The organism is Streptomyces sp. NPDC046977, assembly GCF_040644455.1.
Taxonomy (GTDB): Bacteria; Actinomycetota; Actinomycetes; order Streptomycetales; family Streptomycetaceae; genus Actinacidiphila.
Genome location: NZ_JBEYWO010000017.1, coordinates 54,641 through 77,598, shown reverse-complemented (window position 1 = coordinate 77,598; position 22,958 = coordinate 54,641). Strand labels below are relative to the sequence as shown.

21 protein-coding genes are annotated in these 22,958 nt (G+C 73.3%); 9 read left to right on the top strand and 12 right to left on the bottom strand.

Annotation, left to right across the window (positions count from 1 at the left end):
- Positions 1–38: 38 nt before the first annotated feature.
- The 5 genes from ABZ883_RS24200 to ABZ883_RS24180 all read right to left on the bottom strand — a co-directional run bounded on the left by ABZ883_RS24200 (position 39) and on the right by ABZ883_RS24180 (position 3,864).
- On the bottom strand, positions 39–1,157 hold the full coding sequence (locus tag ABZ883_RS24200) for a chemotaxis protein (RefSeq protein WP_360909342.1): 1,119 nt from the start codon (positions 1,155–1,157) through the stop codon (positions 39–41).
- Positions 1,158–1,273: 116 nt separating this feature from the next.
- Positions 1,274–1,504, bottom strand: coding sequence for a hypothetical protein (locus ABZ883_RS24195; protein ID WP_360909596.1), 231 nt, complete (start codon positions 1,502–1,504; stop codon positions 1,274–1,276).
- Positions 1,491–1,757 (bottom strand): DUF6400 family protein, encoded by a 267-nt coding sequence (locus ABZ883_RS24190; RefSeq protein WP_360909340.1) that lies wholly within the window; start codon positions 1,755–1,757, stop codon positions 1,491–1,493. Before ABZ883_RS24190 ends, ABZ883_RS24195 begins: the two co-directional genes overlap by 14 nt.
- A gap of 142 nt (positions 1,758–1,899) precedes the next feature.
- Entirely contained in the window at positions 1,900–2,565 is a 666-nt protein-coding gene (locus tag ABZ883_RS24185) for a VanZ family protein (RefSeq protein WP_360909338.1), read from the bottom strand.
- 204 nt (positions 2,566–2,769) lie between these two features.
- Positions 2,770–3,864 (bottom strand): RICIN domain-containing protein, encoded by a 1,095-nt coding sequence (locus ABZ883_RS24180; RefSeq protein WP_360909336.1) that lies wholly within the window; start codon positions 3,862–3,864, stop codon positions 2,770–2,772.
- 231 nt (positions 3,865–4,095) lie between these two features.
- On the opposite strand from ABZ883_RS24180, the gene ABZ883_RS24175 reads away from it, so the two are divergent.
- The 6 genes from ABZ883_RS24175 to ABZ883_RS24150 all read left to right on the top strand — a co-directional run bounded on the left by ABZ883_RS24175 (position 4,096) and on the right by ABZ883_RS24150 (position 11,898).
- Entirely contained in the window at positions 4,096–4,644 is a 549-nt protein-coding gene (locus ABZ883_RS24175; protein WP_360909335.1) for a sigma-70 family RNA polymerase sigma factor, read from the top strand.
- Positions 4,645–4,822: 178 nt separating this feature from the next.
- Entirely contained in the window at positions 4,823–8,677 is a 3,855-nt protein-coding gene (locus ABZ883_RS24170) for a S8 family peptidase (RefSeq protein WP_360909333.1), read from the top strand.
- Between the two features lie 151 nt (positions 8,678–8,828).
- Positions 8,829–9,830, top strand: a complete 1,002-nt coding sequence (locus ABZ883_RS24165) for a helix-turn-helix domain-containing protein (protein ID WP_360909331.1) — start codon at positions 8,829–8,831, stop codon at positions 9,828–9,830.
- Between the two features lie 187 nt (positions 9,831–10,017).
- A complete protein-coding gene (locus ABZ883_RS24160) occupies positions 10,018–10,653 on the top strand; it encodes a hypothetical protein (protein ID WP_360909329.1) in 636 nt (211 codons plus the stop codon).
- A gap of 282 nt (positions 10,654–10,935) precedes the next feature.
- Positions 10,936–11,190: a hypothetical protein gene (locus ABZ883_RS24155; RefSeq protein ID WP_360909327.1), complete on the top strand. Its 255-nt coding sequence runs from the start codon at positions 10,936–10,938 to the stop codon at positions 11,188–11,190.
- 402 nt (positions 11,191–11,592) lie between these two features.
- Positions 11,593–11,898, top strand: coding sequence for a hypothetical protein (locus ABZ883_RS24150; RefSeq protein ID WP_360909325.1), 306 nt, complete (start codon positions 11,593–11,595; stop codon positions 11,896–11,898).
- Between the two features lie 107 nt (positions 11,899–12,005).
- On the opposite strand, the gene ABZ883_RS24145 is transcribed toward ABZ883_RS24150, so the two are convergent.
- The 3 genes from ABZ883_RS24145 to ABZ883_RS24135 all read right to left on the bottom strand — a co-directional run bounded on the left by ABZ883_RS24145 (position 12,006) and on the right by ABZ883_RS24135 (position 16,195).
- Complete coding sequence (locus tag ABZ883_RS24145; protein ID WP_360909323.1) at positions 12,006–13,361, bottom strand: FAD-binding oxidoreductase; 1,356 nt, start codon at positions 13,359–13,361, stop codon at positions 12,006–12,008.
- Between the two features lie 129 nt (positions 13,362–13,490).
- Entirely contained in the window at positions 13,491–14,894 is a 1,404-nt protein-coding gene (gene sthA / locus ABZ883_RS24140; RefSeq protein ID WP_360909321.1) for a Si-specific NAD(P)(+) transhydrogenase, read from the bottom strand.
- Between the two features lie 59 nt (positions 14,895–14,953).
- The gene (locus ABZ883_RS24135; RefSeq protein WP_360909319.1) at positions 14,954–16,195 is read right to left on the bottom strand and encodes a glycosyl hydrolase; all 1,242 of its coding nucleotides are present in this window, start codon (positions 16,193–16,195) and stop codon (positions 14,954–14,956) included.
- A gap of 337 nt (positions 16,196–16,532) precedes the next feature.
- Between ABZ883_RS24135 and ABZ883_RS24130 the strand changes: the two genes are divergently transcribed.
- Complete coding sequence (locus tag ABZ883_RS24130) at positions 16,533–17,609, top strand: LacI family DNA-binding transcriptional regulator (protein WP_360909318.1); 1,077 nt, start codon at positions 16,533–16,535, stop codon at positions 17,607–17,609.
- 504 nt (positions 17,610–18,113) lie between these two features.
- On the opposite strand, the gene ABZ883_RS24125 is transcribed toward ABZ883_RS24130, so the two are convergent.
- On the bottom strand, positions 18,114–18,587 hold the full coding sequence (locus tag ABZ883_RS24125) for a helix-turn-helix domain-containing protein (protein ID WP_360909315.1): 474 nt from the start codon (positions 18,585–18,587) through the stop codon (positions 18,114–18,116).
- 103 nt (positions 18,588–18,690) lie between these two features.
- Here ABZ883_RS24125 and ABZ883_RS24120 point away from each other — a divergent pair, with 103 nt between their 5' ends.
- Positions 18,691–20,259 (top strand): MFS transporter, encoded by a 1,569-nt coding sequence (locus ABZ883_RS24120; RefSeq protein ID WP_360909313.1) that lies wholly within the window; start codon positions 18,691–18,693, stop codon positions 20,257–20,259.
- A 38-nt stretch (positions 20,260–20,297) separates the two neighbouring features.
- Complete coding sequence (locus tag ABZ883_RS24115) at positions 20,298–20,723, top strand: PaaI family thioesterase (RefSeq protein ID WP_360909311.1); 426 nt, start codon at positions 20,298–20,300, stop codon at positions 20,721–20,723.
- On the opposite strand, the gene ABZ883_RS24110 is transcribed toward ABZ883_RS24115, so the two are convergent.
- From ABZ883_RS24110 to ABZ883_RS24100, 3 genes are read right to left on the bottom strand one after another with little or no spacing between them, the layout of a single operon-like run.
- Positions 20,717–21,388, bottom strand: coding sequence for an alpha-ketoglutarate-dependent dioxygenase AlkB (locus ABZ883_RS24110; protein ID WP_360909309.1), 672 nt, complete (start codon positions 21,386–21,388; stop codon positions 20,717–20,719). The two genes, ABZ883_RS24115 and ABZ883_RS24110, sit on opposite strands and share 7 nt — an antisense overlap.
- Entirely contained in the window at positions 21,385–22,227 is an 843-nt protein-coding gene (locus tag ABZ883_RS24105; protein WP_360909307.1) for a hypothetical protein, read from the bottom strand. The genes ABZ883_RS24110 and ABZ883_RS24105 overlap by 4 nt, the downstream gene beginning before the upstream one ends.
- Positions 22,224–22,958: a 2OG-Fe(II) oxygenase gene (locus ABZ883_RS24100; protein WP_360909305.1), complete on the bottom strand. Its 735-nt coding sequence runs from the start codon at positions 22,956–22,958 to the stop codon at positions 22,224–22,226. Before ABZ883_RS24100 ends, ABZ883_RS24105 begins: the two co-directional genes overlap by 4 nt.

Sequence of the window (22,958 nt, the reverse complement as noted above, 5' to 3'; positions counted from 1 at the left end):
GCCGCACCCGCGGCATCCGCGGGTGCGGCCGGGACGCGTCAGTAGCGCAGTACCGCCGCGATGCGCTCGTGCTCGGCGAGCGTGTCGGGCGGCAGGAGGACGACCTCGGCGCCCTTGTCGAGCGCGGTCTCCACGACCTCGTCGACGATGTCCTCGCGCACGCCGCCCTCAAAGCCGCCGGCCTGGTCGGCGTCGCCGTCGACCGGGACCAGGTGGCCGTCCGACAGCCGTACGACGCGCTGGTAATCCTCCTCGACCGCGACCAGCTCGGCCCGGCCCTCGCACACCGACTCCCAGACCTCGTCCAGTCCGGCGGCGAAGGTGCGGCGGCTGCGGGCCTCCTCCAGCCGCGCGCCCACCCGTTCGGTCTCCTGGCGTGCGAACTCGTCCAGGGCGGGGGCGAGTTCCTCCAGCAGGGTCGGCTCGGGGGCGTCCGTCAGGCCGCCCTTGAGCACGGTGGCCACGGCGGCGTCGGAGGCGGTGCCGACCTCCTTGAGCAGCCCGACCGCGTCGGGCAGGCCCACCAGGTACAGCGGGCGGGCGTCCGCGCCCAGCAGCGCGGCCAGCGCGCTGTCGACGGTGCGCAGGAAGCGCCGGGTCTCCTCGTTGCTGAAGGTGCTCGGGTAGTCGCCGATCTGCTCCAGCCGCTCCGGGTCCCACTCCAGGTGCTCCGGCTCCGCGGGGAAGCCGTCGCCCTCGTGGGGCTGGAGCGAGTGCCCACTGCCGCTCCACAGCGTCGCGCGGTCGGCGGCGACGCCCAGCACCCAGTACGGGCGGGCGCGGGCCTTGGCGGCGACCAGGTTCCGGGTGAGGAAGCTGTCGCTGATGACGACGCGCTCGGGCACCGGCCGCGGCAGCACCCACAACTGGTGGTCGTCCTCTGTGGCGTACATGACCAGACCGTCGAGCGAATGCCGCAGGTCCACCTCGGACGCGACCCGCTGGAGCTGGCCCTTGATGTTCATCCGGGTCCGCCGGGACGCGTCCGGGTCGTTCTCGACCCGGCGTTCGGCCTCGGCGATGAGATTGCGCAGCCGCACCGCGTCCTGGGCGTTGTCCGGACGCCGGTGCGTAGGCATGGTCAGCGACACCGCTGGATACGGCCTGGTCGCGCGGAGCTCCCGCAGGGTTCCGGCCGTGAGGGCGTCGGTCTCCATGGTTGCCTCCTCGAGGTCCACGGTTGCTCCCCGGCGGACGGGGGCAGCCCACCTCCCGAGCGTTTCACACCCCGCGCCGGGTCGCCTGCCGGGGGAGAAGCGCTCCCGGCGGTGGTTCAGCCGGCGGTGCGGTGGTGCGCGCCGAAGCCGCTGTCCCAGGACCACATGTGCGTGCACGACGGGCACTGCAGATGCACCACGGGGCCCTGGTTGGAGAGCAAGTACCGCCAGTGGTCGGGGCAGTTGCGGCCCGCGGCACACGTGGCGCACTCGGCGTGGTCCTCGCAGCGGGGGCACGGGATCCAGGCCCGGCGGCCCGGGTCCGCGGAGGGGTCAATCGGAAGCAGCACCGTCGTCCTTCCCGGTCTCCTCGCGGGCCGGCAGAACGCCGGCCGCGACGAGCATGCGGTGCACCGCCTCCTGCTCCTCGTCCAGTCCCGAGTACAGCAGCCGGTGCGCCTCGTCCTCGCCGCGCAGGACCTCGACGGGATCCCAGTCGTCGCCGAGGGCGGCGACGACCTCGGCGCGACGGGCCGTCTCGTGCTCGGTGAAGTCGAGCTCGAAGGTGTGGAGCTGGTCCGGGGAATCGTTGTGGTTCATGGTCGCTCGCCCGCTCCCGCGGCACTCGGGGGTGAATCAAACGTGTGTATCAAAATGCCGGACTTGCTGGGAAGCGTTCCCGCCCCGAATGTGACGCATTCCATGCTGCTCAACGGCTGGTCGCAGGCTGCTCACGGACTGGTCAGGAGCGTTTGGCCAGTCCGCGGCGGACGGTCGCGAAGGGCCGGAAGGGCTTGCGCGGGGCAGCGGCGCCGCCCTTGGCGGGGGCGGTCCTGCGCGGTGTGCTCGCGGGGGCCGGAGCGGGGGCCGGAGCGGGCTCCGGCATCGCGTGCACGATCCGGCCGAGCCGGCGGCCGAGGAGCAGGTAGCCGAGCAGGGCGCCCGTGGTGTTCATGATCACGTCGTCGACGTCGAAGGCCCGGCCCTGCACCACCGCGCCCTGCGCGAGCTCCACGAGGACCATGACCAGCCCCGTGGTCACCACGACCCGCAGGGCGCCGCGCGCCTTGGGGGCCAGCACCGGCAGCAGCACACCGAAGGGCATGCCCAGCAGCACGTTGCCGCCGACCTGCCGGACCGCGCCCGCCACCGTGTAGCGCTCGTAGTACTGGCGGAGCGAGGCTCCCGGGTGCAGATTGGCGTGCGCCAGGCCCTCGGAGGCGTACGAGGGGGAGAGCGTCGCGCGGGCGAGCACCGCGCCGAAGGCCACCATGGCGACGAACGCCACCGCCATCGCGGCCCAGCGGCCCACCGTCGCCAGCACCGAACGGCGCCTCGGCGCCGGTGCCTTGGCGGCTTGGGCCGCCTTGGCCGGCTTGACTGGTTCTGACGATCTCCGACGCAACACTGACCGCACCACTGAGCCCCTCCTCCGTCGTGACCCCGCCTCCGACGGATACCCCGGAAGTGGGGGAGGATTCTCCGGCCGGAGGGGTTTCCGGGAGTGCGCGCGGCATGTGCACGGCCCGTCGCAGCAGTTGGGCCCGCCGGCGCCTCCGCGCCACGGAGGCGGCGGAGGATCCGGCGGGCCCGACCCCGGCAGGACGATCCGTCAGTTGCGGTACCACTTCTGGTTCGAGGTGCCGAAGCAGGTCCACAGCTGGAGCTTCGTGCCGTTGGAGGTGCCCTTGTCGACGACGTCGACGCACTTGTCGGCGTGCGGGTTCACCAGGTCGCCGGCGCTGTTCAGCACGAACTTCTGGGCCCAGCCGCCGTTGCACTTGGCGAGCTGGACGGCCGTGCCGTCGTCGGTGGACGCCCAGGCCAGGTCCATGCACAGACCGAGGGAGTGGACCGAGCCGTCGGAGCGGAAGTCCCACTTCTGCGAGGCGCTGCTACCGCAGTCCCAGATCCGCAGGCGGCTGCCGTCGCGGCCGATGCCGTCCGCGGCGTTGGTGATGTCGATGCAGCGCCCGGTGGCGGAGCTGCGGATGCGCACGCCGGGGGCCGAGACGCTCTGCTGCGTCTTGGTCGGTGTGGCGGTGGGCTTGGTGGGCGAACCGCCCGACCCGGAACCGGACTTGGTGCCGGAGCCGGACCCGGACCCGGACGCCGAGCCGGTGGCGGATCCGGAGCCCGAGCCGGTGGCGGATCCTGACGAGCCCGAACCCCCGGTGCTGCCGCCGCCGGTCGTTCCGCCGCCGCCCGTGCCTCCGCTGCTTCCCGTGCCCGTGCCCGTGCCGCCCGCGCCACCGCCGGTGCTGCCACCGCCGCTGACGGTGCCGGTGGAGCCGCCGCCGCTGAAGACCGTGCCGGAACCGCCGGCCGTGCCGTTCACCTGGCCGCGCGGACCGGAGTTCTGGGGGCCGGTGTTGCTGCCGGCGGAGTGCGACCCGGAGGGCGCGGACGGGTTCGATGCCGTGTCCTCCGGCGTACCGGCGGACACGGAGGCGGCCGGCATGCCGACGGCCACCGACGTGCTGTCATCGGTGCCGCGATCGGGGAACAGGTCTATCTGCGCGAGTACGGGGACCACCAGCACCGCGCAGCCCACGACCGCGGCCGCGGTGGCTGTCGCGGCCCATACCCGCTTGCCCGGCAGCAGCCCCCGGCGGGGCAGCGCGGGGCGCCGGGCGAACTGCTCGCTGAAGCTTTCGGGTGCTCCTTCGAGCACCTCGGGGTGCCGTGGCTCGGATGGGGACGGCACATCGTCTCCTGTCGTATCGGTGAGGCTGCCGGGAAGCATGGAGGCGCAGGTCCGCGCAACTTCTGCCGGAGCATGCACATTGAGCGAACGTCGTCTTAAGACCCTCGCCAAATGATCGACTGTTCGCCAACCTCGTAAGTACAGCACGCCCTGGCGGGCGATTTCGTTCACCCCATCTGCTGGAACGAGTCCGTGCGCCAGGGCCGATGAGATCCTCCGGGAGCCGGCGCCGTGACCCCCACACCACACGACGCGGAAGGGGGGCGGCCGGACCTCGCGGACCGTCTCCTTGCCGAGACCGAGAGCCTGCGACGCTACGTCGGCGGCCTGATGGGCGGTGACGTGCACGCCGCCGAGGACGTCCTCCAGGAGACCCTGCTGCGGGCCTGGCAGCGCGCCGGACGCCTCGGTTCCGACGGTCGGCCGATCCGCATGTGGCTCTTCCGCGTGGCCCGCAATCTCGCCGTCGACCACCGCCGCCGCGACCGCTCCGTACCGGTCGGGGTCACCGCCGCCGACTTCGCGGGCACCGCGCTCGCGCCCGTCCGCGACCACGCCGGCGCCGTCGAGGACCGGAGCGTCCTGGTCGGTGCCCTGCGCGCACTGGCCCCCGCGCACCGCGAAGTGGTGGTCCGCGTCCATGTGATGGGTCAGGCGGGCGAGGACGTCGCCGCGCAGCTGGGCGTGCCGCGCGGGACGGTCAAGTCCCGTACCCACCACGGCGTCCGTGCCCTGCGGGCGGAGCTGGCGCGGCGCGGCTTCCGCGGCGCGGCGGCCTGAGCGCCCGCCTCGGGCGGCAGAACGCGGCACTGACACCTTAACGGCGCCCCGACCGCACCCCGTGGCGCCGTTGGGACATGTCGCAGCTGTGACACCTGAGGTCAGTGACATGCCCACCGCCACAGCAGATTCTGTCGGACAGCGCGTGACCCCCAGCTGTACGAAAGGTGCTTGGCTGATGGCATGGATCCGCCTGACGGCGGCAATATCGACAGGATTGCTGCTGGCCGCCGGAGGCGTACCGACCGCCTCCGCCCGGACGCCCCAGGACACCGCGGCGCGACCCGCCGGCGGCCTGGGCGCCCCGCCCGTGACCGTACGCCTGGTGACCGGCGACCGCGTGACGGTGACGCCGGCGGCCGGCGGCCGCAGCGCCGCCTCGGTGGAGCCCGGACCCGGCCGCGAGGGCATCGTGTTCCGCACGTACCAGGAGGACGGCGGCGACCTGACGGTGCTGCCGTCGGACGCCGCGGACCTGGTCTCCGCCGGGACGCTGGACCGCCGGCTCTTCGACGTCTCCACCCTGATCGCCCAGGGCTACGACGAGGCCCGCACCTCCGCGCTGCCGCTGATCGTCTCCGCCGCCCCGCGCGGCGGTGTGGCCCGGACGACGGCGAGCAGCGAGAAGGCCGCGGCCGCCGTCGCCGACCGGGTCGCCGCGTTCAACGAGGCGTCGGCCCCGGCACGGACCCTCGCCAGCATCGGCGCGCGGTCCCTGCGCGTCGCGGACGACGACCTCGGCGCCTTCTGGAAGGCCTTGAACCCGGGCGACGCCCAGGGCACCGCCCGCGCCGCCGCGACCCCGCGGGTGTGGCTGGACGGCCGGGTCGCGCCGGTGCTGGACCGCAGCACCGCGCAGATCAACGCGCCGGCGGCGTGGCAGGCCGGGTACGAGGGCCAGGGCGTGAAGGTGGCCGTGCTGGACACCGGTGTGGACGCCGCTCACCCCGATCTGGCGGGCCGGATCGCGGAGTCGAAGGACTTCTCGGGCAGCGGGAACACCGTGGACCACTTCGGGCACGGCACGCACGTGGCGTCGATCGTCGGCGGCACGGGCGCGGCGTCCTCCGGTTCCCGCAAGGGCGTGGCGCCGAAGGCGGAGCTGCTGATCGGCAAGGTGCTCGGTGACGACGGCTTCGGCTCGGAGTCGCAGGTCATCGACGGCATGGAGTGGGCGGCCGCCGAGCACGCCAAGGTCGTCAACATGAGCCTGGGTTCGGACGAGGAGACCGACGGCACCGACCCGATGAGCCAGGCCCTCAACACGCTCTCCGCCTCGGGCGACACCCTCTTCGTCGTCGCGGCGGGCAACGCGGGGGAGAACGGCGAGTCCACCGTGGGTTCGCCGGGTGCGGCCGACGCCGCGCTGACGGTGGGCGCCGTGGACCGTGACGACTCCCTCGCCTCCTTCTCCAGCCGCGGCCCGCGCCTGGGCGACAAGGCCGTCAAGCCCGATGTGACGGCGCCGGGCGTCGGCATCGTCGCCGCGCGCGCCGCGGGGACCACGATGGGCGACCCGGTCGACGCGAACTACACGGCGGCGTCGGGTACGTCGATGGCGACCCCGCACGTGGCGGGTGCCGTCGCGCTGATCGCCCAGATGCACCCCGGCTGGACGGGGCAGCAGTTGAAGGACGCGCTGATCAGCACCGCGCACACCGTGCCGGGCACGAAGGTGTCCGAGCAGGGCGGCGGCCGGATCGACGTCGCCGCGGCCATGGGCGCGGTCACGGCCACCGGCAGCGTGCTGCTCCCCGCGGTCCAGGTGGGCGGTGGCAAGCAGCAGTCGGCGACCCTGCACTACACCAACACCGGTGGCAAGGCGGTGGACCTGAAGCTGGGCGTGGCGCTGGCCAACTCCGACGGCGTGGCCCTGACGGCCGGTGTCGTCGCGCCCGGCGCGAGCACCGTGCACCTCGCCCCCGGCGCCTCCGCCGACGTGCCGCTGAGCACCGACGCGAAGGACGCCAGGCGGGGCGCCTACTACGGCTACGTCACCGCGACCGGCGCGGACGGCACCGTCCTCGCCCACACCACGCTCTCCCTGGTCGTGCACGCGCCGCTGCACCGGCTCACCGTGATCGCCCGCGACCGCGCGGGCAAGGTGCTGCCGGGCTGGCTGCCGACGATCTGGGGCCAGGACGGCTTCGTCTCGTACACCAGCGCCGACCCCGCGGTCGCGATCGTCGAGGAGGGCACCTACCAGGTCGACTTCAGCACCCTGGACAGGGCCGAGGACGGCCAGGAACTGGTCGAGGTGATCAACCCGCAGGTGAAGGTGGCCAAGGACACCACGGTGACGCTGGACGCCTCCAAGGTCACCCCTGTGCAGATCCGCACGCCCCGGCCCGCCGAGCAGCGCGGGATCCTCAGCTACCAGACGTACCGGCGCATCGAGGGCCACGGCCTGATCCAGGGCGTGATGTTCTTCGACGTCGCCAAGCGCATCTACGTCAGCCCGACCGCCCAGGTCACCGACGGCACCTTCGAGTTCGCCTCGCGCTGGCAGATGACGGCACCGCAGTTGCGGGCGAAGGTGTCCGGCACCTCGGCGCCCTTCGCCCCGTACTACCTGCCGAGCTCTCCGGTCTTCGACGACAAGGGCGTCCGGCTGACCGCGGTGGACGCCGGTGCGGGCACCGCCGCGGACCTCAAGGCCGCCCACGTGCGCGGGAAGCTCGCTGTCGTCCGCTACGACTTCGGCAACGACCGCGAACTGGCGAAGGCCGCGGCGGACGCCGGGGCCAAGGCGCTGATGCTCGTCGTGCCCGAGGGCTTCTACCCCTGGACGCGCTGGGCGCCGGAGGGCGACCGCCTCGCACTGCCGATCATGCGCGCCGGTTTCACGGAGGGCACCGACCTGCTGGGGCGCGCCGGGAGGCGCACCACCACGGTGGACTTCTCCGGCACGGTGAAGAGCCCCTACCTGTACGACGTGATGCAGGTGTCCTCGCAGCGTGTGCCCGAGAAGGTGGTGTACACCGTCGACGAACGCAACAGCGCGGTGGTGAAGGCCTCCTACACCCGCACCGGCGCCTCGGCCTGGGCGAGCGAGCAGCGTTTCGGCTGGCGCCCCTACCAGGACTTCGCCTGGAACCAGTACAGCCGCGACGTGCCGGCGGGACAGCAGCGCATCGAGTACGTGACGGCCGGTGACACGCTGTGGAGCCACACCGTGCACCACGACACCGTCTTCGACCGTGACATCGAGCTGGGCGTCGGCATGCAGGACGCCGCGCACACCTACCGGCCCGGACAGCACGCCGCTGAGCAGTGGTTCGCGGGGCCGGTGCGCCCGTCGATCCCGCACGGTGTGACGGGCTGGCCCGGCTCGGTGCGCAACGGGGACACCTTGTCCTTGTACATTCCGGAATTCACCGACTCCCAGTCCGGCCACTGGTCGTTCGCGGAGGCGAGCTCGCTGGGTGGCGGTGTCGGCACCGGTGCCGCGGTCTCCGCGGTGGGCGACCCGAACGACGTGGCCCGCGCCGAGGTGTACCGCAACGGCCGGCTCGTGGCGCAGTCCGACACCGGGGCCTGGGGCGGATTCGAGGTGCCCGCGGGCAAGGCCGGCTACCGGCTGGACCTGACCACGGCCCGTACCTCCGCCGACTGGCAGTTCGGCACCGGCACCAGGACGTCCTGGACGTTCACCTCGGACACCGCGGCGACGGCCACGCTGCTGCCGCTGCTCCAGGTCGACTACAGCGCGCCCGTGGACGTGCGCAACGCGGTGGACGCACGGCGGTCGCACACGCTGGGGCTGGACGTGCGGATGCCGGACGGCCTGGCCGCTCCGCGCGGGGTCACGCTGACGGTGGAGACGTCGTACGACGACGGCAGGACCTGGCACCGGGCCCGCACCGCGGGGCACGGCGGCACGCACTTCACCGCCGAGGTCGAGCGCCCGTCGGGCGTGCGCGGGGACGCGTACGTCAGCCTGCGGGTGACGGCGGCGGACGCCGGGGGCAACTCCGTGCGGCAGACGGTCGACCGCGCGTACCTGCACCGCGGCCCCTCCTCGGGGCGGTGACGCCGGCCCGGCGGAACGGCTGAACGACGGCGGGTGCCCGGGCGGAAGCCCCGGGCACCCGCTGTTTGCTTGCCCGGTGGTGGCTCGCGGTGCAAACTTCAACGGGCCGTTCCGCTTCTGAGGGCCGGCAGCGGCGAGGGAGGGGCACGGCATGCTGGAGGCGGCAGGTCTCACGGCGATCGAGGAGACGGTGTACCGGCTCCTGGTCGGGACCGCGACCGCGTCGGCGCAGGAGGTCGCCGACCGGACCGGGCTCACGCGCGACTCCGTCGAGACCGTCCTCGCGGCCCTCCGCGGCAAGGGACTCGCCAGCCCCACCGACCGCGATCCGCTGCACTACGCCGCCGTACCGCCCGACGTGGCACTGCTGCCGCGGCTGCAGCGCAACGCGGACGCGCTCGACAAGGCCCGTACCGCCGTCACCGACCTGCTGGACAGCTACCGCAGCACCCGCCGCAGGCACGACCCGGGCCAGCTCATCGAGGTCATCACCGGAGCGGAGGCGCTGCGCCAGCACCTGCGGCAGATGCAGGACAACGCGCGCCACGAGATGCTCTGGTTCTGCAAGGCGCAGTACGTGGCGATGCCCTCGGGCAGCAACCGCGCCGAGTACGACGCCCTCGCCCGCGGGGTGCGCTATCGCGTCCTGTACGAGCAGGCCTTCTTCGACGACGAGGGCGCCGTCGACAACGTCGTGGAGGGGGTGCGCGCCGGCGAGGTCGCCCGCTCGGTCCCGCACCTGCCGCTGCGGCTGGCGGTCGCCGACCGGGCCATCGCCATCTGCCCGTTGGTGCCCGGCGGGCCCCAGGGCAGTCCCAGCGTGGCGACGGCCGCCCTCGTGCGCGGCAGCAGCCTGCTGGAGGCGCTCATCTCGCTCTTCGAGCGCTACTGGGAGACCGCGGTCCCGCTGAACGTCAGTGCCTCCGGCGGGGTCGAGGGAAGCGACGGGGTCGTCGACACGGATCCGCTGACCGAGACCGACCGCCGGCTGCTCTCGTTGCTCGTGGCAGGTGTCGCCGACAAGGCCATCGCCAGTCAGATGGGGCTGAGCAGGCGCACCGTGCAGCGCCACATCCAGCACATGATGACGCTCGCGGGCGCCGACACACGGATGCAGCTCGCCTGGCAGGCCGCCCGCCGCGGCTGGCTCTGAGTCGCGCCGCCCCCACGTGACCTGACGGGGCATCAGTTGCGGGGGCGGGTCGCCGCCGGACGCCGGGGAAACAGCCGGGTGGCGGGCCCGGGACCCCCACCACTGGCCAGAGCTTTGCGCCCTCGTCGCGGACCCGGCCGGTTGGTGGGACGCTTGACCTATGAGTACCCGCCTACCAGCGGGTTCCGTGGAGCAGGCTGCCCTGCCGTCCTGGTCGCCCATGCTGGCGGTGGCCGGTCCGCTGCCCGGGCCGGAGGACGAGGCGCAGTACGGGTTCGAGCCGCTCTTCAACGGTGCCCGAGTTCTTGTCCATCTGCCGGGGGACGGCCGGGTTCGGCTGATCTCCGGGATCGGCCAGGACGTCACGAGCGTGTATCCCGAACTGCGGCAGCTGCCCGACGTGCTGCCACCGGGGCTGGTCGCCGTCCTCGACGGCGAGATCATCACCCTGGGCAAGCACGGCGGTCCGTCCATGGAACGGCTCCAGCGGCGGATGAGCCTGCGGCACCCGGCGGCCGTGGAACAGGCCGCCGCGGACATGCCGGCCCGGTTGATGGTCTACGACATCCTCCACCTGGGGGAGCCGGTCCTGCACTCCCCGTACACCGCGCGCCGTGCCCTGCTGGACGACCTGGGCATGTCCGGCCCGTTCGTCGCCGTCCCGCCCTACTGGCCGGCCATGGCCGCGGAGGCGCTGCAGCACATCCGGCAGGAGGGGTACGACGGCATCGTGGCGAAGAGGCTGACCAGTCCCTATCTGCCGGGGCGGCGCAGCCGCGACTGGATCAAGATCAAGAATCTGCATCCGGACGAGACCCACTGACCCGTTCCGGCCGCCGCTCGCGCTGCCCGTTGCCGCTGCCTGTTCGTACGGCCGGCTGCCCTGCCGGCGCGGGCCGGCCCGTCCGGGCTTCGCCTCCCCTCTCCCCCCTCTCTCTGTGATCCCGCTGCTCCCGTGCGCTCCGGCGTGCGTACGGGACGCTGCCGCCTGCCTCCGATTTGTGACCGCCGCGGGCGCGTTGCCCGCTGCTTCCGGGGTAATGGCCGTGCGACCGCCGGGGTACACGTACCCCGCAGCAGCCGATGGGGAAGAGGGCACAGGGACATGGCGCATGACGTCGCACAGATCGTCCGCAAGGCCGTCGCCGAATGCGCGGGCGTGACGGTGGACGAGGTGAGCGCCGAGTCGACCTTCGGCGGGCTCCGCCTGGGGGACCGGGGCAAGCAGCGGGCGGCCGACGCCGTCGAGCGCAAGGTGGGGGTCATGCTGCTGGCCGCCGAGGTCGAGCGGATGGGGACGGTGGGCGACCTCGTCGACACCGTCTCGGAGAAGCTTTCCGAGCAACTCTCCTCAGGCTGATCGCGCACTCTCGGTAGTCGTGACGCTGTGTCGCCGGTGTGAACCGTGTGCGTCCGGCGGTCCTGAGGCGGCGCCCAAATCCCCCCAGGGGAAGGGGATTTGGGCTGCGGACGACGCGTCAGAACGAGTCGGTCCCACCCCTCGAAAAGCATGTTTATTTGTCCGAGTTCGCGTAATTTGTCGGAAACCTTTGACTCTGGGCCACGAACGTGCCTACGGTGCAAATGGGACGCTTCCAACTAGGCACATCGGATACGGCGTTCCACACCAGTGATGGTGTGCCCCGTCCCGAGGACCCGGGCACATCCCGGTCGCACCGGAATCACGCGCACGAAGCCGGTGCGGCGGCGACCAGTCCTTCTGGTCGCACCCCTTAAACGTTCACACCTCAAAGGGAACGACATGCGCGCGAACAAGAACACCACTCGCAGGATTGTCGCAGCGGCCTTTGTTGCTCCGCTGCTGGCATTCGCCGGAGCGTCCGCGGCAAGTGCGGCCACGCCGCATGAGTCAGCCACGCAGCAGGCAGTCGTCGCGCACGGCGGCTGGGGCGGCGGCTGGGGCGGCGGTGGCTGGGGCCACGGCGGCTGGGGCGGCTGGGGCGGCTACGGTGGCTGGGGCCACGGTGGCTGGGGCGGCTGGGGCGGTGGCTGGGGCCACGGCTACGGCGGCTACGGCGGCTGGGGCGGCTACGGCTTCTACCGCTGAGGTCTGACCATCGGAGCAGACCGAGCAACGCAGTGACAGTACGACAGGGCCGTCACCTCGCAGGAGGTGGCGGCCCTGCCGCGTCCGGTGCTCGGTGGCCTCCGGCCCTACGGAAACGCGTGGAAGACCCCGTCGGGGTCGTACTTCGCGCGCAGTTCGGCCAGCCGCGCCCAGTCCGCCGCCCGGTACGACCTGCGGGCGCGCGACGCGTCCGCGGACAGGTCCGCCTCACCGATGTAGTGCCCGGTCCCCAGCGGGGCGACCGACGCCGTCGCCTCGCGCAGCCAGCGGACGTTGGCCTCGTCCCGTGACGGATCGTCCCAGATCGCGTACGCCGCGACTTTGGCGTCGCCCAGGACGCCGAACGCCATGTCCCGCAGTAGCTCCGGGTTCCGCGAGGCCGGCGCGAGCGGCGCCAGGACAAGGGACTTCGCCGAGGGCGCGTGGCTGAGTGCGTCGCCGAGCCGGCTCAGCAGCGTGCCCAGGTCGGCCTGGGACCACTGCGCGTCGACCGCGTAGCGGTGCCCCTCCGGCCAGGCCGACGCGGCCCGCGCGTACAAGGCCTCCATGGACGTGGGCTCCGCGACGGCCCGGTGCAGCGGGGCGGTGCTGAGCGGCGCCCGCGCCAGCGTTGCCAGTGCGCGGGCCGCCTCGTCGTGCGAGCCGGCGAACGCGGTACCGGTCAGCGAGACGACGACCTCGCCCGAGCCGGGATCCGTCAGCAGGACGAACGCGACCTCCACGTTCGGCGGCAGCTCCGCCGCGGCGTCGGCGATCCAGTCGGTGAGGCTCTCGACCTCCCCGAGGTGGCACACGTACGAGGTCGCGGCGATCGCCGCCGGCAAGGGCCGCAGCGCCAGCCGGAAGGCGGTCGCGACGGCGAAGAATCCCGGTCCCGCGCCGCGCGCCGCCCAGAACAGGCCGGCGTTCTCCCGCTCGTCGCAGCGCACGACCTCGCCCTCCGCGGTGACGGCCTCGATCGCCCGCACGCTCGCGCACGCCGGGCCCCACTCACCGGAGTTCCAGCCGAGGCCGCCGCTGAGCAGGTAGCCGCCGAGGGCGACCGAGGGGCAGTGGCCGGTGGGAAAGGCGAAGCCGGCGCCCGCGAGGACACGCGTGAGTTCCGCGGACCGGATGCCGGGTTCCACGGTCGCGGTGGCCTGCCCGGGGCCGACGGTGCAGCGCCGCAGGGCCGACAGGTCCAGCAGCATGCCGCCGTCGCGCAGGGGCGTGCCGCACCAGCTGTGGCCGCCGGTGCGGACCGCGACCCGCAGGCCCTCGGCACGGGCCAGCGCGATGGCCGCCGGCACGTCGCGCACGGTCGCGGCGCGGACGATCACCTCGGGGTGGCGCCGCGGCTGGTACCCGTTCCACAGACGGCTGGCCCGGACGTCCTCGTAGCCGGCGTCGCCCTTGCGGACGATCGCCCCCTCGACGCCCGGAACCCGTGCGGGATCGCTCATGACGACCTCCTGGCCGCCGTCAGGCGGTGTGGCGCATGCGTCGTCCCAGGCTAACCGCAGGCCGTACGGGCCGCCCGCGGCCGCACCGGCCGCGGGCCCCGGGACAGCGCCGGGGCCCGCGGCGCGGGATCAGCCGGTGAGCCGGTCGATCTGGCGGATCTTGTTGGTCGCGTCCAGCGCGGCCACCTTGTAGGACTCGGCGAGCGTCGGGTAGTTGAACACGGCGTCCACCAGGTAGTCGACCGTACCGCCGCAGCCCATCACGGCCTGCCCGATGTGCAGCAGCTCGGTCGCCCCCGAGCCGAAGCAGTGCACGCCGAGCAGCGTGCGGTCCTCGGGCGACACCAGCAGCTTGAGCATGCCGTGCGAGTCGCCGATGATCTGGCCGCGGGCCAGCTCGCGGTAGCGCGAGATCCCCACCTCGAACGGCACGTTGTCGTCGGTCAGCTGGTCCTCGGTGCGGCCGACGAAGCTGATCTCGGGAATGGTGTAGATGCCGATCGGTTGGAGGCCGCGCATCGCGTTCACCGGTTCCTCGCACGCGTGGTACGCGGCGGCCCGGCCCTGCTCCATGGAGGTGGCGGCCAGCGCGGGGAAGCCGATCACGTCGCCCACCGCGTAGATGTGCGGCACGGCGGTCCGGTAGTGCTCGTCGACGGCTATCCGGCCGCGCTTGTCCGCGGTCAGACCCGCCTTGCCGAGGTCGAGTTCCTCGGTGAGACCCTGCCGGCCCGCCGAGTACATCACGGTGTCCGCGGGGATCTTCTTGCCGCTCGCCAGCAGGGTCAGCGCGCCGGTGGCGTGCCGCTCGACGGCCGCCACGGTCTCGCCGAAGCGGAACGTCACCGCCAGGTCCCGCAGGTGGTACTTGAGGGACTCCACGACCTCGACGTCGCAGAAGTCCAGCATGCCGTCGCGCTGCTCGACCACCGTCACCTTGGTGCCGAGCGCGGCGAACATCGACGCGTACTCGATGCCGATGACCCCCGCGCCGACGATCACCATCGAGCGGGGGACCCGCTCCAGGTTCAGCACGCTGTCGGAGTCCATGATCGTGCGGTCGTCGAACTCCACGCTGGCCGGCCGGGCCGGCCGGGTGCCCGTCGCGATCACGATGTGCCCCGCCGTCACCAGCGAGTCCTGGCCGGAGGCGTCGCGCACGGCGACGGTGTGCTCGTCCACGAAGCGGCCGGTGCCCGCCAGCATCGTGACGCGGTTGCGGGCCAGCTGGCTGCGGATCACGTCCACCTCACGGCTCACCACGTGCTGGGTGCGCGCGGTGAGGTCGGCGACGGTGATGTCCTCCTTGAGGCGGTAGCTCTGCCCGTACATGTCGCGCTGGGTCAGGCCGGTGAGGTAGAGCACCGCCTCGCGCAGGGTCTTGGACGGAATGGTGCCGGTGTGGATGGAGACGCCGCCCAGCATGTCCGGGCGGTCGACGATGGCGACCCGGCGGCCGAGCTTGGCCGCGGCGATGGCGGCCTTCTGGCCGCCCGGGCCGGATCCGATGACGAGCAGGTCGAATTCGGTCACGGGCCGAGTCTGACAGGGGGCGATGCCCCGGGGAAAGAGAGGTCCCGGACCGGCCGGTGTCAGCGGGCCTCGGCGGCCGTGACGACCTCGGTGATGCCGCGCGCGGCCAGATGCGCCGGGTCCTGGGCGTGTTCGGCCAGGACGAGGGCCGGCCGGACCCCGCGGGCGGTGAGGGCCGCCCACGCCTCGAACACCTCGCCCCCCGGGGCGCAGGTGGCGCGGCGGGGAGCCGTCCCGGGGTCGCCGACGTCCACGACGAGCGCGGTGGTGCGCGGGAGCGGGACCGGAGCCGAACGCAGCTCGGCGGCCGCGCGGGCGACGGCGGCGCCGACCGGTTTCACCTGGCGGTCGTTGGTGAGCAGGCCGAGCGTGTACTCCAGCTCCGGGAAGTCGGCGAGGCTCCGCGCGACGTCGTGGGAGCACCACCAGGTGATGCCCCACAGATCGGTGCAGTCCAGCGCGTTGGCGATGGTGGCCGACGCGAAGGCCGCCGCGTGGTCCGGCGGGATCAGCGGCGCGGGCGCGCCGACCTCCTGGAGCCAGACCGGACGGTGCGGGTCGGTGGCCCACGCCTTGGAGAGCTCGACGAGGTAGGCGGCATGGTGCTCGGTGGCGACGCCCGCGTGGCCGTGGCGCTGCGCGGTGCCGTTGAAGACCCAGGAGTGCACGGCCGTGGCGAAGCCGAGGCGGGCGGCCTGGCCAGGGGTGAACGCGTGGTCGTCCTGGTACCAGGCGGCGTCGTACTCGGCGTGCAGATGCAGCTTGCCGGGGGCGCCGCGCTCGCACGCGTCGAGCATCAGGCGCAGCCACGCCTCGGCCTGCGCCGGGCCGATCCGGTCGGGGTCCGGGTGCGGCGGTCCGGAGAACTGGTTGATCTCGTTGCCGACCGTCATGCCGAGGAAGTTGGGCCGGTCGGCGAGGGCCGCGGCCAGGGTGCGCAGGTACTCGGCCTCCGCCGCGACGACGTCGGGGTCGGTGAAGATGTTCCGCCGGTGCCAGGTGCCGGTCCAGGCGGGCAGGAAGTCGAAGCTGGACAGATGGCCCTGCAGCCCGTCGACGTTGACGTCCAGGCCGCGCTCGGCGGCGGCGTCGGCGAGCGCGACCAGCTGCTCGACCGCCCGCGGCCGGATCAGCGCGCGGTTGGGCTGGAACAGTGGCCACAGCGGGAACACCCGGATGTGGTCCAGGCCCAGGCCGGCGATGGAGTCGAGGTCGGCGCGGACCGCGTCGAGGTCGAAGTCCAGCCAGTGGTGGAACCAGCCCTGACTCGGGGTGTAGTTGACGCCCAGACGCGGGGTCATGGCGGCTCCAGGTGGCGAGGGGCGGGCGCGGCGGCACGCCGGGGCTGTCGGGCGGGCGGGGGAGAGCCGTGCCTCGACCGGCTTCGGCCGGGGGAGCCGGCCGCCGGCGCCCACGCCAAACTCGCACCGCGCCCCGGCAAAGTCAACTCAAGCCGGGCAAAGGCTTTTTGGTCGGGGAAAACCCCAGGTCACGCCGCAGGTGAAGAAATTGAACAGGGACTGCTAATGCGCTTTAGAGGCAATCCGCTCAAGCGCTATAGCAACGCATGGTGTTCCCCTGGTGGATACTGGCACCCCACAACGGGAACACGCGGCGGAGAACGGCGGGAGGTACCCGATGGCGGCGGAACCGGTGCCCCCGGGCCGCTCCGACCGGCGCCCGCCGGCACGCCGCCCCACGATGAAGGACATCGCCCGCCGGGCGGGAGTGTCCGAGAGCGCGGTCTCCTTCGCCCTCAACGACCGGCCCGGCGTGTCCGACGCCACACGCCGCCGCGTCCGTGCCGTCGCCGAGCAACTGGGCTGGCGGGCCAGCACCGCCGCCCGCGCACTGTCGGGTGAGGGTGCCGCCACGGTCGGCCTGGTGCTCGCGCGGCCGGCGAACACCCTCGGGCTCGAGTCGTTCTTCCTGCAACTCGTCTCCGGCCTCCAGGAAGTGCTGTCGGCGCGCCAACTCGGCCTGCTCTTCCGCGTGGTGGAGGACGGCGCGCAGGAGTGCGCCGTCTACCGCAGGTGGTGGGCCGAGCAGCGGGTCGACGGGGTCGTCGTGGTCGACCCGCACGCCGGCGACCCCCGCCCCGAACTCCTGGACTCCCTGGGCCTGCCCGCGGTCGTCATCGGCACCACGCCGGACGGCGCCGCCACGTACCCCGGGATCTCCACCGTGTGGGCCGACGACACCGCCGCGATGGCGGCCATCGCCCGCCATCTGCACGCCCTCGGCCACCGCCGTGTCGCCCACGTCGCGGGCATGCCGCACCTGGCCCACACCGCCCGCCGCATCGCCTCACTGCGGGCCGAGGCCGCACGCCTCGGGCTGACCGCGGCCCGCTCGGTCACCACGGACTACTCCGGCGACCAGGGCGCGGAGGTCACCCACCGCGTGCTGGCCGGGGCCGATCCGCCCACGGCGATCGTCTACGACAACGACGTGATGGCGGTCGCGGGGGCGGCCGTCGCCGCCCGGCGCGGACTGTCCGTACCGGGTGACCTGTCGCTCGTCGCCTTCGACGACTCCCCGCTGTGCCGGGCCACGCACCCTCCGCTGACGGCGCTGGTGCGGGACACGCCGGGGGTGGGGCGGCATGCGGCGGGGGAGTTGCTGGCGCTGCTGGACGGGGGGAGCGCGCGGAGGTCGCAGGTGCCGACGCCCACGCTTTGCCCGCGCGAGAGCACGGGCCCGCCTCCCCTGTAGACCCGTTTCTCCCCCGCCCTCCCGCCCGTGTGCCCCAGGAAGTCCGGTCGCCCCGACGCGCGTTGTTGGGGGGCCGGGTTCGGGGCCTCCGGGGCTGCCATTCTGGACAGCACATTTAGGTGCCTCAGGCACTGTTGGCTGCGTGCCCGGGGTTGTGCACCCAAATATGCTCCACAGTCCAGAACGCCACCCCTACAGCCCCGCCCCCTCCGTCTCGTCCCGCGCCTGATCCCCGGTGGGTGGGTGAAGAGGCGGTCCGGGGTCACCGCAAGTGCTCATCCGAACCCCCACCGGCCGTAAGTCGCCCCAGCCGACCCGGGAGGGGGTGCGCCGGGGTCCGCCCGCAGGGGACGAGCGGCGACCGCGCTGCACGGCACGTTGGCGTAGACCGCGAGCCCCGAGGACGGACTCCGGAGCAGGCGCCGACCCCACAACGCGCTTAGCGGGGCCCGCACTTACCGCGCCGGGCAATCGGGAGGGAGGGCGGGGGAAAAACCCGGGACATCAGGCGCGGGCACGCGCCCGCGCCCCCGGACCGGGGCGGCGATCCACCTCGTCGCCGGAGGCGACCACATGCCCGTCCTCGCACATCAGCGCCACCCTCACTGGCGCCCCACACGCGTGGTGCGTCGCCAGCATGGACGGGCCCTCCGGGTCCGCGAGGTACTTGTCGCCCCAATTGCGCAGCGCCGTGATCAGGGGGTAGAGGTCCTTCCCCATCGGGGTGAGCACGTATTCCGAGCGCCGGCGCGTGCCCGGTTCCTGGTAGTCGCGCAGTTCCAGCACGCCCCGTTCGACCAGGCCGCCCAGCCGGTCGCTGAGGACCGAGCGGGACACGCCCAGATGGTTCTGCAGGTCGCTGAACCGCCGGATCCCGCGAGAGACCTCGCGCAGGATCAGCAGCACCCACGGCTGGCCGAGGAGATCGACGGCGCGGCCCACCGAGCAGTTGGAGGTGTCCTGGTCGAGGTAGTCCATGCGGTGAATCCTATCTGAGTTCTGCAGAAGAACTCAGACATGGTAGCGTGCGACACCACGGCTGGGTTCGAGAGTCGTACTCAGCTGAGGAGGGAACACGCTCATGACACCCCCGACCGCCACCGGCGCGTCTGTCGTACCGCCCGTCACACAGCCCACCGCCGCCCGGCAGAGCCGGCGGCAATGGATCGGATTCGTCGTCGCGAGCCTCGGCCAGATGGCGATGTTCGTGAACATCACGCAGACCGCGGCGGTTCTCGCGCCCCTCCAGCAGGATCTGCACGTATCCGGTTCCGCGCTCGTCTGGATCGCCGGTATCTACTCGATGATGGTCGCGAGCTTCGTGCTCTCCGCCGGCACCGTCGGCGACATCCTGGGACGCCGCCGCGTCTTCGCCCTCGGCATGGTGCTCCTGGGCGCCGGAAGCCTCGTGGTGTTCCTGGCCTCCGGCGCCGGGACGGTCATCGCGGGCCAGGCGCTGATGGGCATCGGCGGGGCGGCGATCCTGCCCAACAGCCTGTCCCTGGTCACCCACATGTTCCCGGACCCGCACGAGCGGACCCGGGCGGTCGGCATCTGGGTCGCCGTGTCCGGCATCGGGCTCGCCTTCGGTCCCGTGGCGGCCGGGCTGATCCTGGAGCGCTTCTCCTGGAACGCGGTGTTCCTGGTCAACGTGGTGCTCGCGGTGGTCGTGCTGATCCTCACGCCGCGCTTCGTCACCGAGAGCCGGCAGCCCGGTCGGCACCTCGACCCGCCGGGCCTGGTGCTGGCCGTGATCGCCATCGCCGCGCTCAACTACGGCCTGGTCGAGGGCGGTCACAGCGGATACGGGGCCTGGCGGGCGACAGGGGCGTTCGTGCTCGCCGCCGTCGCGGTGGCCGCCTTCATCGTGCAGGAGTCACGTACCCGCACGCCGATGCTCAACCTGCGGCTGTTCCGCAACCGCACCTTCGCCACGGCCAACGTCGTCGCCATGATCGGCCAGTACTCGTTCGTGGCCGTCGCCCTCGCGCAGGTGCTGTACTTCGAGCGCGTCCGGCACGAGACGATCCTCCACGCGGGGCTGCTGCTCCTGCCGGTGATGATCGCGTACGTGCTGGTGAGTTACGTGGCCGCCGCGATAGCCCGCCGTGTCGGCTTCAAGACGACCCTCGTCACCGGAACCGTGCTCGCCGCGGTGGCCGCCCTGCTGATGACCGCGCAGTCCGCCACCACGTCGATCACCGTCATCGGGGTGGAACTGGCCCTGTTCGGTGTCGGTGGCGGGCTCATCCTGCCGCCGGGCACGGCTGTCGCGGTCATCAGCGTGCCGCACACCGACGGCGGCATGGCCAGCGGAACGGTCAACCTCTTCCGCCAGGTCGGCAGCACCCTCGGTGCGACCGTCACCGGCACCGTCCTCACCAGCGGCCTCGCCTCCCGGCTGCCCGACGCGCTCGCCGAGCGCGGCACCCCGTCCGCGGTCACCGGCCAGGTGGTCACGGCGGTCGCCGGCGGCTCCTCCGGGGCGGGCCTGCCCGCCGGGCTGAGGGCCACCGTGGACTCCGCGGTCGGCGACGCCTTCTCCGGCGCGCTGCACGTGGCCGTCGTCATCCCGGGTGTCGCCATCGCCGCGGCGGCCGTCGCTGCCGCCACACTGATACGCAACCGTCCCACCCCGCAGCAGCACTGATCCCGTCGCCCCGTCCGCGCACAGACCAGGAGCCCGCCGTGCCCGAAGCAGACCGGCCCGACGCCGCCCTCGCCCCGGAGAACTCGGGGGCCTTCCTCCGCGCCGTCGGCCTGCGGTTCGACTCCGTCTCCCCGACCGAGGTCCGCGGTCACGTGGACGTGACCGCGGAGCACCACACCCCGTGGGGCATCACCCACGGCGGGCTGTACACCACGGTCATCGAGAGCGCGGCCAGTGTGGGGGCGTCGCTCGCGGTGCGGTCCCGGGGCCAGTTCGCGGTCGGGGTCGGCAACCAGACCGACTTCCTGCGCTCGCACGTCGCCGGGCGCCTCGACGTGGTCGCCACTCCCCTCCAGCAGGGCCGGAGCCTGCAACTGTGGCTCGTGGAGATCGCGGACGAGGCCGGCAGGCCCATCGCCCGCGGACAGGTGCGGCTGTTCAACCGCGACCTGCCCGGTCACTGACCGGCGGCGTCCGTCAGACCGGTGACCCGCATGGTGATGTTCAGCCGCCCGGCCGTGAGGCCGGTGGCCGGGTCACCGGTCCCGGGCAGGATCCTCGTCACCCCGTGGTACGCGAAACGCGACGGCCCGCCGAAGACGAACAGGTCTCCCGAGGCCAGTTCCAGATCGGTCCAGGGGCGGTTGCGGTTCTCGGTGTTGCCGAAGCGGAAGACGCAGCTGTCGCCGACGGTCAGCGACACGACGGGGGCCGCGGAGCGCTCGTCCTTGTCCTGGTGCATGCCCATCCGGGCGTCCGCGTCGTAGAAGTTGACCAGAGCGGTGTCCGGCGCGTAGCCGTCGCCGGCCGCCGGGTCCCGGTACGCGTCCACCAGCGCCCGGCGGCCCATCTCGGCCAGCCAGCCGGGGAATTCCGCGACCCGGGCGCCGTTCACGTCGCCCGCCGTCCGTGTGTAGCGGTACGGCTGCCAGTGCCAGCCGACACAGACCGTTAGGACCGACATCACTCCGCCCTGCGGCAGTCTCGTGTGCCGCATGGGGACCGGTCCGGTGGCCCAGGCGCGGCAGGCGGTCACGAGCCGGCGCTGCTCGTCGAGGTCCAGCCAGCCGGGTACGTGCACCGCGCCCGGCGCGACCTCCAGGCGGGGGCGGGGGATCAGCGCGCTCATGTCGTGCCTCCGGTGTCCCGGACGACCCAGCCGCGGTCGAAGCGCCAGACGCCGCCGTCGGCCGCCGCCCCGCGCAGTCCCTGCAGTGCCGCCGCGCCGGTCGCGGCCGCGACACGGGGATCGCCCAGCGCGGCGAAGCCGACCGTGCGGGCGGGGTCCCAGCCGGTGCTGTGCCGCAGCCGGCGGACGAGCTGGGCCCAGCCGCGGGGGGCCGCGGCGACCGCCCAGGCGTCGGGCGCGTCCGCGGTCAGCCGCTGGGCCGGCCGCAGCCAGGAGGCCGCCTCCTCGGGCCAGTCCACGACGGCGGCGATCTCGCGACCCGCCGTGCGCCACGCGGCCGAGAAGGCCGCCGCGGCATCACGCGAGGCCGCGTCGCGGCTGTGCCCCACCGCCACGACCCGCGCGCCCCCCAGCAGTCCGAGGACGGCGGCGAGTTCCTCCGCCGTGTGAGCCGCGGGCGCCGCCGCTCCCGCCAGCGCGGCAAGGTCGCCGGCCGCGAGCAGGGGCGAGGGCGGTGTCCCGCTGTCGGGGAGGTACGGCAGTGCCATGGTGTCGGGGTCCCGGTTCGCTCGGCTCGCCTTCCATTGTGCGTACTGCCGCGGCAGGCAGCGCGCGCAGGGCCGGTGGCCCGCCGCCACCGCCGTCGCCTCGTCGGCGAAGAACACCCGCTCCCGTACGTAGCCGCCGCGGGCCAGTGCCCGCAGCGCGCTCGGGCAGTCCAGCCTGCCGTAGAGGCGGCCGCGCCGGTGCCCGCCGAGGGTGCCGGGTGCGGTGCTGCGGTACGGCAGCCCGTCCGGTCCGGTCAGCGTGTACGTCCCGGCGGGGCCGAAGCCGGTCACGACGCGTCGTGGAGGACCAGCCCCAGCGTGTGCCGGCGGCCGGAGCGGACGGTGCTCACGCCGTGCCGCATGGGGCCGGCCGACCAGCCGCGTGCGGTGCGGACGGGGCGGTCGCGGGTGGTGAACACCAGCGCGTGACCCTGGGGGAGGGCGACGGCGGAGCCCCGGGACTGGGCGCGCGCCCGCTGCTCGGTCATCAGGAACTCGCCGCCGGTGTAGTCCTCGCCGGGCTCGTCGAGGCCGATCACGACCTGGAGCGGGAACACCAGCTCCCCGTAGAGGTCCTGGTGCAGCGCGTTCCAGTCGCCCGGGCCGTAGCGCAGCAGGATCGGCGTCGGCCGCCGCTGGCCCGCCGCGTGGCACATCCCCAGCCACTCCTGAAGGGTGTCCGGCCAGGGCGCGGGGCGGCCCAGTCGCGCCGCCCAGTCGCGCGCGACGGGCAGCAGGTGCGGGTAGAACGCCTCGCGCAACTCCCGTACGAGCTCCGGGAGCGGGTGGGCGAAGTAGCGGTACTGGCCGGAGCCGAAACGGTGTCGCGCCATGTCGACGGTCGAGCGGAAGCGCGCCGGCTCGTCGTAGAGGCAGGCCACCGCGCGGCACTCGGCGGGGGTGAGGACGCGGTCGGCGGTCAGGGCACTGCCGTACGCGTCGAGTTCGCCCGCGAGCGCGGGCCAGTCGGCGGCGGCGACCCGCGCGGGTGCCGCCGCCGGGGCGTGGGTGGTGGGGGTCAT